This is a genomic window from Pseudoalteromonas phenolica, from assembly GCF_005876835.1.
Lineage (GTDB): Bacteria > Pseudomonadota > Gammaproteobacteria > Enterobacterales > Alteromonadaceae > Pseudoalteromonas > Pseudoalteromonas phenolica_B.
The window spans coordinates 16389-33224 of sequence record NZ_PPSW01000003.1 but is presented as its reverse complement, the minus strand read 5'-3'; the positions used below and the strand labels follow the sequence as shown (position 1 = coordinate 33224).

Here is a 16836-nt window from a genome sequence, read left to right as displayed (position 1 = left end):
AATTCAAGCGATAAAAAAGGATGTGTGAATGTATAGATGGCTAGATGTTTTGTCAAACTTAATCCATGAAAAAAGCCGCAGAGTGCGGCTTTTATCTCTTTCTTTCATTAAAATAGAGAAAATTTATGCTTAGAAATTATATTGGTACGTCAGAGCAAAGCTTCTGCCACGGCCTTTATGGTCATATAAGCTCTCTGGGCCATACTTCGGGCTATAGAAGTAAATTGCACGTTTACCCCATTGTGTCGTGTAAGTTTTGCCGAACAAGTTGTTAACAGCAAACTGCACTTTACCATTAGCCAGTGGGTAGTCGGCGGTTAAATCAAATAAGGTGTAACCATCGATTTCACCCTCAGCATCGTCTTCTAAATCAAGCATGGTTTTGCTTTGTAAGCGCACGTTTAAATCGTTACCTTGCCAAGCTAAATAACTAGTAAATTTAGAGCTCGAAGCTTGAGTTACGCCAACTTTTTTCCAATCACCTTCTTTATCTTGTGCTTCTGAAGAAATTAAGTGCGTTGAAATACCCGCTCGCCAAGCGGCGTTAATATCGTAGTCAAGCTGCGCTTCGATACCTTGAGTACGAGTTTTTGAGTCTGTTACTGAAATAAGTAATGTTTTCTTGTCATAAGAAATCTTATGATCTGAGCTGCTGTAGTAAGCTGCAATTTGTGCGCTGAAAGCGCCTTCACTAAAACGCCAGCCTAGTTCCATTGAGTCAGTTTTAATTCCAGCAAGTGCAGAGTTGTTTACGTCAACTACTGTACCTTCTACTAAGGTTAGGCTGTTTGCGCCATCTTTTTGCTCATAACTTCCTTTGCCATAGAATTTAGCTACATTAGGTAATTCAAAGGCTTCGGCTGAATTGAACCAAATTTGCTGGCTGTCATTTAGGTCATACACTAAGCCAAAGTTGAACAAGTTAACACTATAATCTGTACTACCGCCTTTTATGGCCTCAGCAGAAGACACAGCACCTGTTGTCACTTTAATTGCTGCACTGGTACCGACAAAGTCATGAACTGTGTTATCCATATTTTGACGACGATAACCGGCCGAAACTGCTAGGTTGTCTAACGCTTGATATTGAAGTTGCGCAAATAAAGCACTGGCATCAACTTCAAAACCCGGGTAACGGTCTACGGCATAAATAGACTTCATTACAAGACCACCAGAGTTTTGTGCAATGTCAGTGTCGTAATACGTCTGTAATGCATCAAACTCTTCAGTGTCGTAATCAAAGCCATAAGCGAAACTTAATTTGTCAGCCTGACCTGATAACACAAATTTGAAACCAGATGCATCGGTGTTTTGTTCTGAGCTTGAGAAATTCGCAATCTTACCGTTGCTTAAACGTGGGCGAGGATAGAAATCAAAAATTTCTTCACGAGCAAATGCTTGAATATTAAGCGTCTGTGAGAAAAAGTCGCTGTTAACATAGTTAAGATTGATTAAAGTACGGTCAGTTTTTGGCGTGTGTGCAGAGTCTAACCCTTTGCGGATCTCTACGCCTGTCATATCACCAAGCAACGCATTGGCCTGTGGTCCAAAATACAAGCCATGTTCGCCATCACTTTCATTATTATACTTTTGCACCATGGCTGATACAGTTTGTGAGTCAGTAAATTTATGGGATATGGATGCCATCAAATCTAAGCTATCAGTGTATTGCAAGCCACTTTGTGTGGTGTCCATAACAATCGCGTCGCCGTCGCCATCGTATAGTGCATTCACTTTAGTATAAGCAAGTGACACACGGGCTTTGGTTTGGGCGTTTGCATAACCATAGGCGCCTGCAATTGATGTATCAAAGTCATCGCTGCCAGCAAAACCTGAGTGAATACCTACTTTTAGAGCATTATCTTCATTACCTTGCTTAGTGATGATGTTGATAACACCACCGGTACTACCGCCACCGTAGATTGCGGTGGTACCAGAAAGTACTTCAATACGAGAGATATTAAATGGGTCAATGGCATCAAGATGACGACTAATACCGCGTGAAGAGTTCAGCGACACACCGTCGATCATCACGACCATCTTTCTGCCACGCATATTTTGGCCATAGTTGGTTCTTGTCGTACTTGCTAAGTCTAAGCTTGGGATCAATTGCGCCAACGAGGTTTTGAAGTCATGGCCTGAATTGATTTGTGATTGAAGTTCTTCAAGATCGACCAGCCACACTGTGCCTGCAATGTCAGAGATTTTTTGCTCAGTACGGTTAGCGGTAACTAAGATACGCTCATGATCATGGGTAGCTTGGGCGTCATCCGCAAGTACCGCATTAGAGTTAAGCGCACATAAAAGGCTAGAAGCGATGAGAGTTAAGGTCGTTTTTTTCATATCCATGTTTATTAAACTGCTGTAGTTAAGGTTAAAGGTTGGGTGGATTCGGGCAGTGTCCAATCAATGAAATTCTGCGTTTCACTTAAATCAAACACATTTTTCCCTGCTAAATGATTAATAATTTTGGCGCTACGCCATGCCATTAGGCTGAGCTGAGGTTCGGCAATACCATGACTGCTTAAGCCCGCGTTTACGGCATAGATCTGGTTACCAGCTTGATGTTGCCATAGCACGTTAAAGTGGCGGTCTAGTTGTAATCCGCCATCTTTACTTAAATGTAATAGAGGTTTTAATGGCTCAAGATAGTGAGGCAGCACTGACTCAAACCCTGTGGCTAAGATGACATAATCGGCATCAAGCACTTCTTCGCTTTGATTTAATGAGTTATAGCATTGCACCGCATAGCCATCGTTATGAGGCGTTAATTGTTGAGCGGTACGATTCGGTAATAAATGCACCCATTTACGTTCATCATTTACTTCGAAATGCTGATACAAATATTGGTAAATCTGTTTTAAACATTCTGTTGTGATGCCATCACTGGCCAGCTTTTGTGCTTTTACTTCACGCTTTTTACTCAACTCTGGAAGTTCGAAGAAGCACTCAGTATATTGTGGTGTGAAGAACTCATTGGTAAAAGTGGCTTCATCTAATGGCTGGTAGTTCGGTCTGCGAGAGATCCAAAATAATTCTTGTGGCTTACCCCAATAATGCTGCAAAGCATTAAGCACTATGTCAGCACCGGTTTGACCACCACCAATCACTGCAACGCGCTTGTTGGTTAAATCGAGCTCTTTGCCCATGATCTCGCAAGCGTGAAACACTTTAGTACCAAGTTGGGCCTTAAACTCTTCAGGCACATGTGGTTTTTTACCAGTACCAAGACAAATGTTCTTAGCTTGATACTCACCTTGTTCCGTGGTGATAACAAAGTGATCTTGGTGGTAATGAATGCTTTGTACACCTTCATTAAAATTCAGATTTTGTAATTTGCTTGCCGCCCATGCCATGTAATCTGAAAACTCGGTACGGCTGATCATGCTTATATCAGTAGATAAAAAACGATAGAAGCGTTTTTTATCTACCAAATAGGAGAGAAAACCAACACGACTAGTCGGTACAACCGCAGTAACTAGGTCTTTGAGGTAACAAGTTTGCATATGTGCTTCCGGTAGGAGCAACCCTGGGTGCCAAGCAAATTCAGCTTTGTTATCAAAGAAGCGATACTCTAGCTCAGTGGTTTCGTTGAGTAGGGCAGCAATACTTAAATTAAATGGACCAATTCCGATCCCAGCAAGATCTAACATTGAAAATTCTCCTTGTAGAATTTAACTTTTTCTATTGAAACAAGCGCAGCGCGCTTATGTGGAAACTCGAATTCATATTCCTTTATGAATCCCAGTTTTGTAATTTGATTAAGCAGTCTTTGATTATCATGTCTTGGCTCGAGCACAATTTTTTGTGTCTGTGGCCAATCTAAAAATATGAAGTGACTGATAGCAGTGCACCAAGCCTTAAAGTAACGGCTGCCTCTAAAAGCTTCATTACCGACCAATAAGTGCAAACCTCTGTCGTGGGCTTGCCATGAATAATAAGGTGCAATTCTGTCTTCACCTGCCCAGTACACCTCAAAATAGCCAAAAGCTTGGTCGTCGAAGTAGCCGATTAATGGCAAGTTAAAAGGGGTATGAAGTTTGTTAGCTAAATAACTTTGCAGTTTTTCTTTTGACCAGTCTTGCTCCCAAAATTTGCTGACTCTTGGGTTGTGCATCCAGGTGTGGAATACATCTAAATCAGCAAGGGGATCGGCTACTTTAAAACTGATGAATTTGCCAATATCGTGATTAAAGCGGCGATACACCTCACCACTTAAATTTACTGGGCGAGTAGGGCAAGCTCTATCTTCATAGCGCTCTGTAAATAGGGCTCTTGTTTGAACTTTTAAACCATTAATGGGGTTTGCGTAAAACTCAAAGCGAGAAAAGCTTTCACTGTCGAATGCGTCAATCAACCCTTGCCAAGCTTGTGAAGCATGCCATTGAGACGTTGGCAACTGAATATGTTGAATACTCGGGTGGTGGTAAAACACACCATCGATTAAAAATAACAGCTGCTCTAAGTTATTAATTCGCTCATCGAATTGCGCCACAAAGCAATGGCCAAAGGTAATTTCACCTTGTAAGACGAGTTTTTGAGCGTGACTAATTACACCCGACTCAGACTTTTCGAGCGGGAAACTGTGTTCTAATAACATCTCAATGCACCTATTGCTGAGTCTGGGCCAGTAAATTTGCCATGTCGAAATAAATCACAGCAGGATCTTCTATGGTGTTCTCGTTATCACCGGTGAGATAGCAATAGAAATTACCTTTGCACTGGAAAGCGGCTTGCTCGAGAATTTGTTGTAAACATTGCTTGTCTTTAGCTGTGCTTAAAATACCCGATAACGTTGAATGCAACTGTTGGCACCAAGTATGTTCATCTTTAAAGCCTAGTTGGCTCAAAGCGGCAATCACGGCATAGCCGCTATTGATAATCACATAGTAAGGAAAGTATCGGGTGATCTGTGCTTGGCTCCAGTGGTGCTCAATATCACTGTGAATGTCTTTACACTGGGCAGAGAATTGCTTGATCCCAAGTTCAGAAAAACCAAACCCTTGGCAATCACGAATAAAGGTTTTGTTTGGTAACCCTTGCGCAAATTCAATGACTATATTTTGCTGATGAGCCAGACAAACCAGGCCTAAATTGGCTTGCAGGTCGCACAGAGGCAAGATGACTTTTTGACTGAAATCTTTAAACCACAGCTCAGCGGCTTCTTCTAAAGTCACTTGATAATTCTTGCTAACGCATTTGAGTTGCTCGAGTAACAAGTGATTTTCATCATCAATAGGAAGCTGACCAAGCGTAGCAAGCACTAAGCTCTCGCTATTTTGGTTAAGTTGTTGGTTCTCTCTAAATAAGAAAATGCTTTCCTCGATCACCTCATCATTAAAGCTCAGTGCGCACCAAGCCGGTTCTTGCATTACCACAAATTCAGGGTAGTGTGACTGCCAGTCTTTAAAGGAGTCAGTTTGGCAGGCATCAAAAACCCTTAGACCACGTTTGCACTCTTTGACTGATAGCGTTCTGACTGAATTAGTCAGCTTAATATTTAAAGAGTATTTCAGCTGGTAGTCTACTTCGGGCTGGCAGATAGCACGCACAGATGATGTCGCTGACCAGGCAAGGCCATGTTCACCTAATTCACAGATTAACTTATCGCTGAGCAGAGTTTGAATACTGCTTAGACCTTGCAGGTATTGCCATTGCCATGGATGCATAGGAATGACAGCAAAATCGTTGTTTACGTTTTCAGCTAATTTAGGTGCGCTTTGTGTCACAAGGGTGTCTAAATAACTTTCAAGTGATAGACCCTCAGCATCGCCCACTAACACAGTGCGAGATACCTGCAACCAAACCAACTGAAATTTTGCGCCAAACTCAGGGCTATATTTGGCCCATTCGTCATGTGCTAATTGCTGGCGACTCTTGGCTGCCGGATGAAAGTTATGTCCAGCGAGCAGTCCTTGCTCAGCTTCAATAAAATTCAAAGGGCCAGTTGTTAAGTGCGAGATATTTGGGTGATTTTGCAATGAGGCCTCAATAAACTTTTGGCTTTGCAATACCTGTGTACTGAACTGTTCAATTTGAGGGCGCGAGAAGGCTGCAATTTTATCGGCATGAGGCAGCAGTAAATGCAGGGCTTTTTCAAATGAGATGGTTTCAATTGAAGCAGACTGAGCATCTTTTAATAGGATCTCTCCAGTAAAATGATGGATGCCAACTTCTGAAAAATAATGAATGGGTAGCAAGATATCATGATGATCATCAAGCGAAATCGTAATAGCAGGATGCTGCTGAAATTGGGTGTGCGCCCAATTGGTATTTTCTCGTAAATAGGCGTTGGCAAAACTCGACCAACTAAAGCTTTTATTTAACACCGTTTCAATCCTTGGGTTATAAAACTGGTTGCGAATGATAACGGTTTGCATTATCGTGTCAACAAAAATTTGACCCTAAGTTAAGAACATAATGAATAAACAGATTTCATGGCTAGTTGTCGGGGGCGGTTTGCTTGGTGTCAGCCAGCAAATTGCGTTGGTGGTACTACCTTTACTAGCCGACATCATGTCGGTGCCTTATGAAACCTTGGTTAATTGGCAGGCTGCAGGGTCTTTCCTGTTTTTATTCTCCAGTGTCTATTGGGCCAAAACTATGGCCAAAAAAGGCGTCTCATATGTGGTTAAATTGACAACTGCAGGCTTCTTATTAAGTAATCTTATTCTGCTGTTTTTATGGCTCGAGTATGACTGGCTGTCAGTGGAAGTCATGTTAGGGATATTTATAGTCAGTCGTATTGTGCACGGTCTTTTTAGTAGTGGAATTGTGCCGCAGTTGCAGATCAGTGCCTTGATGCTGTATCCACAAAACACAATTGGCGCACTTGCTAAGGTGAGTCTAGGGGGAACGCTGGCAAGATGTTTGACGCCTTTAGCTTGTATCGGACTCCTAATGGTTTCACCGACCTGGGTGTTTGCACTGCCTTTATTACTAGGTTTATACGTGCTTTTGATTACCCCAAGTTTGTCAAAAGGCAAAAGCAAAGAAAAAGTAAGCGGCTCACCACACCAGCATTGGGGGTTGCTTGTTGTGGCATTTATCTGCGCGTTTAGTTTGTGTTTTGGTCAGTTTAGCTTGGTTCAGGTGCTTACACGCTTCATTCCTGATAATAGCGCACAGGTCAGTCAATGGGTGGCAATTAACTTAGCTATCACAGCCTGTCTAAGTACCATTAATCAGATTTATTTTATTAAAAAACAAAAAGTAGATTCAGAACGTTTACTGGTACTGAGTTTAGCCGTTGCATTTGTCATGGCTGGGGCGAGCAGTATGGCACACCATATAGTGGTTATGTGTATCACAGTCTCTTTGATCTTCGTAGCGCTTAATAGTGCAACCTTGGCGTATACCAATGTCATTGTGGCAAAAGCAGGTAAACAATATACCAACTACATTACTACCACACACACTTTAGGTTATGCACTAGGGGCTGTGTTTGTGAACTTTTCTCTTACTCTGCCTTATACATTGGTTTGTACAGCCTTGTTTATTGCATTTAGTTTTATTGTTCGTCGATTTATCCGCAATGTATATCCAAAACAAGCTGAAACAACTTAATTGCATGGCATATGAAATTTTTAAAGATGATTTATGACTACAAACTCTGTATAAACACAGAAAATTTGAATGGGGATGAATATGACTAACATCGCAATTTTTGGTGCCAATGGCCGAATGGGCAAAGTGTTGTGTGAAGCAGCGCTAATTTCCGGTAATACTTCACTCGCAGCGGCTTATGTACGTGACCAACATGATTTAATTGGCACGAAAGTGCAGCATTTTATTAATCAGGGTGAAACGGACGTTGCTTTCTCAACAGAAGCTGTGATTGCCGAAGACGTTGATGTAGCAATTGATTTTACTTTACCTGCGGGTATGAAAAAGCATTTAGCAACAGCGCTAGAGTGTAAAACGCCTTTAGTTATTGGCACAACAGGTTTAACCACTGAAGATATGACAGAGCTTGAACAAGCGGCGAAACATATTCCAATCGTGTTCTCTCGTAATTTCTCTGTGGGCATCAACTTATTAGAAAACCTTGTAAAACAAGCTGCAAAAACGCTGAGCGATGACGTAGATATTGAAGTGTTTGAGTTGCACCACAGGCATAAAATCGATGCCCCATCGGGTACTGCTTTAATGATTGGTGAAGCGATTGCCCAGGCCAAAGGCTGGGAGCATGATGAAGTTGCTATCTTTGATCGTAGTCAAGACGAAAATGAAAAATCTCAAAAAGAGATTGGCTATTCAGTGATGCGTGGCGGTGACATAGTAGGTGAACATACGGCTTATTTTGCTGCAGAAGGCGAAAGACTTGAATTAACCCACAAAGCAAGCTCTAAAATGACCTTTGCTAAAGGCGCTGTAAGGGCTGCAGCTTGGTTAAAAGACAAGCCAGTTGGACTTTATACTATGCAAGATGTGCTAGGATTTAGATAGAAAAGTTACTTTTTTAACCGTTTCAAGTAAAAAAACAGTTAAAGGGGATATTTTTAATTTTTTAAGGTTTTATCATAGACCTTTCTCAAGTTTTCATCTAAAATACCTGGAATTTGCCAAATTTTCATAAGTGGCGTGTTACCAAGCGCTTTTTAAACGGGTATTCTGGCTTTGTTGGCTGGGTCCCGTTTTTTACCATTAGGAGGTTAACTTGACTAAATCCGCTCTGTTAGTCCTAGAAGACGGCACAGTGTTCCGCGGTACAGCTATCGGTGCTGACGGTATGTCAGTTGGTGAAGTTGTATTCAACACTTCGATGACTGGTTATCAGGAAATTTTGACTGATCCATCGTACGCAGAACAGATCGTAACTCTGACTTACCCACATATCGGTAATACGGGTACTAATAGCGAAGATGAAGAAGCGAACAAAATCTGGGCGAAAGGCCTAGTAATTCGTGACTTACCTTTGCTTGCTAGTAACTTCCGTAACGAGCAATCACTAGATGATTACTTAAAGCAGCGCAATATTTTAGGTATCGCAGATATCGATACACGTAAGTTAACGCGTATTTTACGTGACAAAGGCGCGCAAAACGGTTGTATCATCGCTGGTGATATTGACGAGCAAAAGGCACTAGAAGCTGCACAAGCTTTCCCGGGCCTAAAAGGTATGGATTTAGCCAAAGTTGTGTGTACAAAAGAGCAGTACACATGGAACGAGACAAGCTGGACGCTTGGCGAGGGCTTTAAAACACTTGCAGATGAAGATGCAAAATTCCACGTTGTTGCTTATGACTTCGGTGTGAAGAAAAACATCCTTCGTATGCTAGTAGACCGTGGTTGTAAACTAACAGTTGTTCCTGCAGAAACCTCCGCTGCAGACGTGTTAGCATTAAACCCAGATGGTATCTTCCTTTCAAATGGCCCAGGTGATCCAGAGCCGTGTACTTACGCTATCGAAGCAATCAAAACTTTCCTTGAAACAGACACGCCAATTTTTGGTATCTGTTTAGGTCACCAGCTTTTAGCCCTAGCTTCAGGCGCGCAAACGGTGAAGATGAAGTTTGGTCACCACGGTGGTAACCACCCGGTTAAAGACCTAGACCGTAATGTTGTGATGATCACTGCGCAAAACCACGGTTTCGCAGCGGATGAAGCAAGCCTACCAGAAAACTTACGTGCTACTCACGTATCGTTATTCGATGGCACATTACAAGGTATTCACCGTACTGATAAGCCAGCATTTAGCTTCCAAGGTCACCCAGAAGCGAGCCCAGGTCCTCACGACGCTGCGCCACTGTTCGACCATTTCATTGAACTAATGCAAGCACGTAAAGCGTAATTAGAGCGGAGTAACCATGCCAAAACGTACCGACATACAAAGTATTCTAATTTTAGGTGCAGGCCCGATCGTTATCGGTCAGGCGTGTGAGTTTGACTACTCAGGCGCGCAAGCTTGTAAAGCACTTAGAGAAGAGGGTTACCGAGTTATCCTAGTAAACTCAAACCCTGCAACTATCATGACTGACCCAGAAATGGCTGATGCAACATACATCGAGCCAATTCACTGGGAAGTTGTTGAGCGTATCATTGAAAAAGAAAAGCCAGATGCAGTCCTTCCTACTATGGGTGGTCAAACTGCGCTTAACTGTGCACTTGACTTAGACAAGCACGGCGTACTTGCAAAGCACGGCGTTGAGCTAATCGGTGCAACAGCAGATGCAATCGACAAAGCAGAAAACCGTGAGCGTTTTGACGCGGCAATGAAGGCAATTGGCCTTGAGTGTCCTCGTGCAGAAATTGCACACACAATAGATGAAGCACGTGACACACTAACGCGTATTGGCTTCCCATGTATTATTCGTCCTTCTTTCACCATGGGTGGTACCGGTGGTGGTGTTGCGTACAACATGGAAGAATTCGAAGAAATTTGTACCCGTGGTCTTGACCTTTCACCTACAAGCGAGCTTCTTATTGATGAAAGCTTACTAGGCTGGAAAGAGTACGAGATGGAAGTTGTTCGTGACAAAAACGACAACTGTATCATCGTATGTTCTATCGAAAACTTTGACCCAATGGGTGTTCACACAGGTGACTCAATCACAGTAGCACCAGCACAAACACTAACTGACAAAGAATACCAGCTAATGCGTAACGCATCGATGGCGGTTCTTCGTGAAATTGGTGTTGAAACAGGTGGTTCAAACGTACAGTTTGGTGTAAACCCTGATGATGGCCGTATGGTTATCATTGAGATGAACCCACGTGTATCTCGTTCATCTGCACTTGCTTCAAAAGCAACTGGTTTCCCAATTGCGAAAATCGCTGCAAAATTAGCGGTTGGTTACACGCTAGACGAGCTTCAAAACGACATCACTGGTGGCGCAACACCTGCATCGTTTGAGCCGTCAATCGACTATGTTGTAACTAAGATCCCTCGTTTCAACTTCGAAAAATTCGCAGGCTCTAACGACCGTCTAACGACTCAGATGAAGTCGGTAGGTGAAGTGATGGCAATCGGCCGTAACCAGCAAGAATCACTCCACAAAGCACTTCGTGGCTTAGAAGTTGGTGCAACAGGTTTCAACCCAGTTGTTGCATTAGATGACCCTAGCGCGAAAGAAAAAATCGTTCGTGAATTACGTGAACCAGGTGCAGAGCGTATTTGGTACGTTGCAGATGCAATGCGTCACGGTATGAGCGTTGAAGATGTGTTTGAGCTAACGAAGATCGACCGTTGGTACCTAGTTCAAATCGAAGACATCATCAAAGATGAAGCAAAAATCGCTGAAGGCGGTATGGCTGGTCTTAACAAAGATTTCTTACGCCGCTTAAAGCGTAAAGGTTTTGCGGATGCACGCATCGCAGAACTACTAGGTGTAAGCGAGTCTGAAGTACGTAAGAAGCGTCATACGCTAGAAGTTCTTCCTGTTTACAAGCGCGTAGATACGTGTGCGGCAGAATTTAGCTCAGACACAGCTTACATGTACTCATCATACGATGAAGAGTGTGAAGCGAACCCGTCTGACAAAGACAAGATCATGGTTATCGGCGGTGGCCCTAACCGTATCGGTCAAGGTATCGAATTCGATTACTGTTGTGTACACGCAGCCCTTGCAATGCGTGAAGACGGTTATGAGACTATCATGGTTAACTGTAACCCTGAGACAGTTTCTACCGACTACGACACATCAGACCGTTTATTCTTCGAGCCAATCACGCTAGAAGACGTATTAGAAATCGTACGTGTTGAAAAGCCAAAAGGTGTTATCGTGCAGTACGGTGGTCAAACGCCACTTAAACTTGCGCGTGAGCTAGAAGCGAATGGTGTGCCAATCATTGGTACTTCTCCAGATGCAATCGACCGTGCTGAAGACCGTGAGCGTTTCCAGCAAATGGTTGAGCGTTTAGACCTACTTCAGCCTGAGAATGCAACGGTTACTTCACTAGAAGAAGCGGTCGCTAAGTCTCAAGAAATCGGCTTCCCACTTGTTGTACGTCCTTCATACGTACTTGGTGGTCGTGCGATGGAAATCGTATATGACGAAGACGATTTACGCCGTTATATGACAGAAGCAGTTCAAGCATCAAACGAAGCGCCAGTTCTACTTGACCGCTTCCTAGATGATGCTATCGAAATCGACGTAGATGCAATCTGTGACGGTGAGCAAGTGATCATCGGCGGTATCATGGAGCACATCGAGCAAGCAGGTGTTCACTCAGGTGACTCAGCATGTTCACTACCAGCTTACTCATTAAGCCCTGAGATCCAAGACCGTATGCGTGACCAAGTAACACGTATGGCATTAGAGCTTGGCGTTGTTGGCTTAATGAATACACAATTTGCTGTTAAAGATGGCGAAGTATACTTAATCGAGGTGAACCCTCGTGCTGCGCGTACAGTACCATTTGTGTCAAAAGCAACAGGCGTTGCACTTGCAAAAGTAGCTGCACGTTGTATGGCGGGTCAGTCTCTTGCAAGTCAAGGCGTGACGAAAGAAATCATTCCTCCATACTACAGCGTAAAAGAAGTTGTACTTCCGTTCGCTAAGTTCCCTGGCGTTGACCCAATGCGTGGTCCTGAGATGCGTTCAACAGGTGAAGTAATGGGTGTGGGTGACACATTCGCAGAAGCATTTGCTAAAGCGCAGCTTGGTGCGGGTAACGTATTACCTCGTGCTGGTCGTGCATTACTGTCAGTTCGCAACGGTGACAAAAAGCGTATTGTTGAGCTTGCTCGTAAGATGCGTGAACTTGACTTTGAGCTTGATGCAACTGGCGGTACAGCAAAAGCACTTGAAGATGCTGGTATTGAAGTTCGTCGCGTAAACAAGGTGTTTGAAGGTCGTCCTCATATTCTTGACCGTATTAAGAACGGTGAGTACAGCTACATTGTAAACACGACGGAAGGTCGTCAAGCAATCGAAGACTCAAAAGTACTTCGTCGTGGTGCACTACAAGGCAAAGTGAACTACACAACAACGCTTAATGCAGCATTTGCTAACTGTAAAGCTAACGCTGCTGATGACCGTGCAACGGTTTCTTCAGTACAAGAGCTACACAAGCGCGTAAATTAATTGTCGAAGCATTGCCTAGTCTATGCATCGTGATATAGACTTAGTCAATTAATTGAAATATTAAAGCCCGGTTTTACCGGGCTTTTACTTCTGTACTTCTGGGAAAGAATGACAATGCAACAAACTCCGATGACAGTACGTGGTGAGCAACTACTACGTGAAGAGCTAAACGAATTAAAAACAGTTCGTCGTCCTAAAATCGTGGCTGACATTGCGGAAGCCCGTGAACACGGTGACTTAAAAGAAAACGCGGAATACCATGCTGCTCGTGAAGAGCAGGGTTTCTGTGAAGGTCGTATTCAAGAAATTGAAGCAAAACTGTCGACTGTACAAATCATTGACGTTACTAAGATGCAAAATAACGGCAAAGTTATTTTCGGCTCAACAGTGACAATCGTGAATTGTGATACAGACGAAGAGACAACTTACAGAATTGTTGGTGATGATGAAGCAGACATCAAGAGCAATCTTATCTCGTTTAATTCACCGATTGCGCGTGGCTTAATTGGTAAAGAATTAGATGATGCAGTAACTATCAAAACACCAAACGGTGACGTTGAATTCGAAATTATTGAAGTTGAGTATATCTAACTTCAGTTACTTCTTGCTCTACATACTTTAAAAAGCCAAGCATTCGCTTGGTTTTTTTACGCCTGTAATATCGTGTAATTGCAAATTTTGCATGAAGTATTAGAGTTTGTATACCAACAAGGAAGGAGTGTTATTATGGTTGTAAATGCCCGTCTTCAATTTGATTTGCAGCATGCGTTTTTTGATGCATTACTCGACAAAGTTTCAGCACTGATTTCTGTAAATTCTCTGACTCAATTCCATTATCATGAGTTTAGAGAGCAACCTCAAGAGACACAACAACCTAGTCAGAGAGTGTTTTATGGAGGAAAGTTCTACAAAGCATGTGATGGCACTGATGCCCTTTATGAAGCTCTGCTGTTAAATGATAAAAATGAACATTGGTTTACTTCGCTGGAAGAAATACAGTCTCATTTAAATAAGCATAATATGAATGCCACTTTTATTGAGCTGGCACCAAACCAAACAGTGATCCCTAGTTTTCAAAAAACGAATATGAATTTAGTGACAGCTTCATTGTTGCTGCAATGGTTTAACTTTGGTCCATTTGGTTTTCATATTGAATGGCTTAAAGAAATGCCAAACTATAATGACAGTTATATTACTAGGGCATTACTTTATCTAGATAAAAGCTTATCTGAAAAAGAGTGGTTACTTGGTTATGGACTACATTCGAACTTAATACCTATTTCAGGCAATCAGCCAGCAATACAACAAATCATGGATAGCTTGGATATATGTCGACCAATTTGTATTTTGGATGCACATTTACCGATAGCTTATATTAATGATATCTGTGCTGATTTGGTTTTTAATGGGTTAAAAAAGAGAGGGGATTCACCCTATACGGATTTTGCTGCGTTTAAGAATCAATTAGATGAACAAGGGGGGTTGTTTGATAAGCAACTACTGTGGCTAATTGATATTCTCCCAGAAGAGCAGTTACTGCTGCAAGTATCTCATATACTCTCAACCATAGATGATACTTTATGTAAAAGTGAAGAAGCAGGGTTCAGCTCGATATTGGTGAATGACACACACACATTTTCTAGAGCGATTATTGATTTTTACCAAGACAACTTATCGCCAGTAAAAATAGAAAGTGTTGAACAGGCAACTAATAAAGAAAACTATAAGGTTAAAATGGCCCCAGAGTATCCAATTGAGCCTTTATCTCCTTTTAGAGAGCTTTTCTCGCAGATGAAAGCCCAAAAGTGGGACAAAGAACAAATTACCAGTATGCAAGCCTTTAGCACTGAGGCTTCAGGGAGTGAGGGAGATTTTCAAAGTTACCTTGTCTTGAATGAGGACCCACTTGATGCATGCAAAGAAGATTTACTGTCAATTCAGGTGCTAGGTAAGACAGATACAATTGAAGGGATCAGTTAACCCCTTCAATTGTGTTGAAGTTACCAGGTACCTGTATTTTCCATATCTACCCATGGCTGTTGGGGTGGTAGAGAGTCACCTTTTTGTAAAAGCTCAATAGAAATACCATCCGGTGATTTAACAAATGCCATATGGCCGCAACGAGGTGGGCGATTTATGGTGACACCTGCATCCATGAGTTTTTGACAAAGCGCATAAATATTCTCAACTGCAAATGCTAAATGCCCGAAATTTCTGCCGCCTGTATATTCTTCAGTATCCCAATTGTAAGTTAGCTCAATTGTGGGGCTAAACGTTTGCTTAGCCGTTTCAAGCTGGCCAGGTGCTGCTAAATAAACTAACGTAAACCTGCCAGCCTCACTGTCATAACGTTTCACTTCATGAAGGCCTAATAGATCACTGTAGAATGCGAGTGATGCGTCTAGGTCTTTAACGCGCACCATAGTATGTAAAAATTCCATCATTGCTCCTAATCAACTTTGTGACAGACCTCATTAAACGAATAAAGTCTCAGGTTGGTTTGAAAAATCAGTTAAATGTTCTAAGTTAAGTTAAATACGACGCGTAGCTTAACGGACTATACTTATCTAGGGTAGCCCAGATGAGTATGCAAGGGATATAAATGGCCAAATTAACCATTACCAGTGATAACAATGTCATAGATAGCATGACTGATATTGTTGCATGCTTAAATACCAGTGACTCAATTCAGAGATTTCTACTCGACATCCATTGTATTTTACAAAAAGTGACTTACGCAGATAACTTCTATGTAGTGTTATTCAAAAATAATGGTGAGCTGTCTTTTCCGTACTTTCATGATGTCAAAGACGATATTCGGGCAGAAGATTTAGAAGATATTAAGTTTGAACAAATTAAAAAGACACTTACAGCCTATGCGTTAGAGCAAAAGACAATCTGTAATTTTACTGATGTAGAAATACAGCAGTTAATTGATGCTGGCACATTACAAGTGCTAGGCACAATTCCTCAACAGTGGCTTTGCTTTCCACTGAAAAATAGAAATCACTTTCTCGGCGCCTTCATAATTCAATCCTACCGTCGTAATGATGAATACTCTGGTGTTATTGTTGATGTACTTTACACCATTAGTCATGTCATCTCTTCTGCGCTAGATGCATTTAATAACCAACAAGCGTTGCTCGAAGCCAATCAAACCTTGCAAGATTACCAAGCCGAATTAGAAAAGCATGTTGCAGCCAGAACACAAGAGCTTCAGCAAAGCTTAGAAGACTTGCAGCATGAGGTCGAGAAAAGCGAAAAGCTGCAATCACAACTAGAATATGAATCACTACATGACAACCTCACAAACTTGGCGAATCGGAAATACCTATTCAAAGAGCTGTCACGGTTAGCCTCTAAATCTGAACGAAACAAAATTGAAGTATATGTGTTGTATCTAGATTTAGATGACTTTAAACCAATAAACGATGAGTTTGGTCATAAAAGTGGTGACTTAGTGTTAAGAACCGTTGCACAAAGGCTGACCAGTGAAGTGAGAGGGTATGACTTGGTTGCCAGAATTGGTGGGGATGAATTTGTGGTCTTACTGATGGAGCCGTTACACTTTGGTGTGCTTGAACAGCTTTGTCAGCGATTACTACGTAGTATTCAACAGCCGATACAATTAGAGTCTGAACAAGTCGTTAATTGTGGCTGTAGCATTGGTGTGGCAGGGAATTACACTCAGCAATTTACCGCTGAAAATTTACTTCATCAAGCTGATCAATCTTTGTATGCAGCTAAAAACAAAGGCAAAAACCAAGTTCACTTTGCCATGAGTCATGAGCAATAGGTTTAACTTGCT

General features: G+C 42.1%; 12 protein-coding genes. 7 read left to right on the top strand and 5 right to left on the bottom strand.

What is annotated here, in order from left to right:
* Nucleotides 1–129: 129 nt before the first annotated feature.
* From C1E24_RS01440 to C1E24_RS01425, 4 genes are read right to left on the bottom strand one after another with little or no spacing between them, the layout of a single operon-like run.
* Nucleotides 130–2349: a TonB-dependent receptor gene (locus C1E24_RS01440; RefSeq protein WP_138478062.1), complete on the bottom strand. Its 2220-nt coding sequence runs from the start codon at nt 2347–2349 to the stop codon at nt 130–132.
* A 5-nt stretch (nt 2350–2354) separates the two neighbouring features.
* Nucleotides 2355–3653, bottom strand: a complete 1299-nt coding sequence (locus C1E24_RS01435) for a lysine N(6)-hydroxylase/L-ornithine N(5)-oxygenase family protein (RefSeq protein WP_138478061.1) — start codon at nt 3651–3653, stop codon at nt 2355–2357.
* Nucleotides 3647–4600 carry a GNAT family N-acetyltransferase gene (locus C1E24_RS01430; protein WP_138478059.1) on the bottom strand — a complete coding sequence of 318 codons (954 nt, stop codon included), beginning with the start codon at nt 4598–4600 and terminating at the stop codon, nt 3647–3649. The genes C1E24_RS01435 and C1E24_RS01430 overlap by 7 nt, the downstream gene beginning before the upstream one ends.
* Before the next feature lie 10 nt (nt 4601–4610).
* A complete protein-coding gene (locus tag C1E24_RS01425) occupies nt 4611–6380 on the bottom strand; it encodes an IucA/IucC family protein (protein WP_138478057.1) in 1770 nt (589 codons plus the stop codon).
* Nucleotides 6381–6420: 40 nt separating this feature from the next.
* Here C1E24_RS01425 and C1E24_RS01420 point away from each other — a divergent pair, with 40 nt between their 5' ends.
* The 6 genes from C1E24_RS01420 (at nt 6421) to C1E24_RS01395 (ending at nt 15008) form a co-directional block, all read left to right on the top strand.
* Nucleotides 6421–7566 (top strand): hypothetical protein, encoded by a 1146-nt coding sequence (locus C1E24_RS01420; protein WP_138478055.1) that lies wholly within the window; start codon nt 6421–6423, stop codon nt 7564–7566.
* Nucleotides 7567–7641: 75 nt separating this feature from the next.
* Entirely contained in the window at nt 7642–8448 is an 807-nt protein-coding gene (gene dapB, locus C1E24_RS01415) for a 4-hydroxy-tetrahydrodipicolinate reductase (RefSeq protein ID WP_431188309.1), read from the top strand.
* A gap of 211 nt (nt 8449–8659) precedes the next feature.
* A complete protein-coding gene (gene carA, locus C1E24_RS01410; RefSeq protein ID WP_058030558.1) occupies nt 8660–9793 on the top strand; it encodes a glutamine-hydrolyzing carbamoyl-phosphate synthase small subunit in 1134 nt (377 codons plus the stop codon).
* Between the two features lie 16 nt (nt 9794–9809).
* Nucleotides 9810–13028, top strand: a complete 3219-nt coding sequence (gene carB / locus C1E24_RS01405; RefSeq protein ID WP_138478051.1) for a carbamoyl-phosphate synthase large subunit — start codon at nt 9810–9812, stop codon at nt 13026–13028.
* A gap of 114 nt (nt 13029–13142) precedes the next feature.
* Complete coding sequence (greA, locus tag C1E24_RS01400) at nt 13143–13619, top strand: transcription elongation factor GreA (RefSeq protein WP_130256981.1); 477 nt, start codon at nt 13143–13145, stop codon at nt 13617–13619.
* Between the two features lie 135 nt (nt 13620–13754).
* Nucleotides 13755–15008, top strand: coding sequence for a hypothetical protein (locus C1E24_RS01395; protein WP_138478049.1), 1254 nt, complete (start codon nt 13755–13757; stop codon nt 15006–15008).
* 20 nt (nt 15009–15028) lie between these two features.
* Here C1E24_RS01395 and C1E24_RS01390 read toward each other — a convergent pair whose 3' ends face one another.
* Nucleotides 15029–15469 (bottom strand): VOC family protein, encoded by a 441-nt coding sequence (locus C1E24_RS01390; RefSeq protein WP_138478168.1) that lies wholly within the window; start codon nt 15467–15469, stop codon nt 15029–15031.
* A 161-nt stretch (nt 15470–15630) separates the two neighbouring features.
* On the opposite strand from C1E24_RS01390, the gene C1E24_RS01385 reads away from it, so the two are divergent.
* On the top strand, nt 15631–16824 hold the full coding sequence (locus C1E24_RS01385) for a sensor domain-containing diguanylate cyclase (RefSeq protein ID WP_138478047.1): 1194 nt from the start codon (nt 15631–15633) through the stop codon (nt 16822–16824).
* Nucleotides 16825–16836 lie beyond the last annotated feature (12 nt).

Bases quoted from the DNA above. Each gene is read 5' to 3' on its own strand.
- C1E24_RS01440 (WP_138478062.1), bottom strand. From the start codon at position 2,349: ATGGATATGAAAAAAACGACCTTAACTCTCATCGCTTCTAGCCTTTTA.
- C1E24_RS01435 (WP_138478061.1), bottom strand. From the start codon at position 3,653: ATGTTAGATCTTGCTGGGATCGGAATTGGTCCATTTAATTTAAGTATT.
- C1E24_RS01430 (WP_138478059.1), bottom strand. From the start codon at position 4,600: ATGTTATTAGAACACAGTTTCCCGCTCGAAAAGTCTGAGTCGGGTGTA.
- C1E24_RS01425 (WP_138478057.1), bottom strand. From the start codon at position 6,380: ATGCAAACCGTTATCATTCGCAACCAGTTTTATAACCCAAGGATTGAA.
- C1E24_RS01420 (WP_138478055.1), top strand. From the start codon at position 6,421: ATGAATAAACAGATTTCATGGCTAGTTGTCGGGGGCGGTTTGCTTGGT.
- dapB (WP_431188309.1), top strand. From the start codon at position 7,642: ATGAATATGACTAACATCGCAATTTTTGGTGCCAATGGCCGAATGGGC.
- carB (WP_138478051.1), top strand. From the start codon at position 9,810: ATGCCAAAACGTACCGACATACAAAGTATTCTAATTTTAGGTGCAGGC.
- greA (WP_130256981.1), top strand. From the start codon at position 13,143: ATGCAACAAACTCCGATGACAGTACGTGGTGAGCAACTACTACGTGAA.
- C1E24_RS01395 (WP_138478049.1), top strand. From the start codon at position 13,755: ATGGTTGTAAATGCCCGTCTTCAATTTGATTTGCAGCATGCGTTTTTT.
- C1E24_RS01390 (WP_138478168.1), bottom strand. From the start codon at position 15,469: ATGGAATTTTTACATACTATGGTGCGCGTTAAAGACCTAGACGCATCA.
- C1E24_RS01385 (WP_138478047.1), top strand. From the start codon at position 15,631: ATGGCCAAATTAACCATTACCAGTGATAACAATGTCATAGATAGCATG.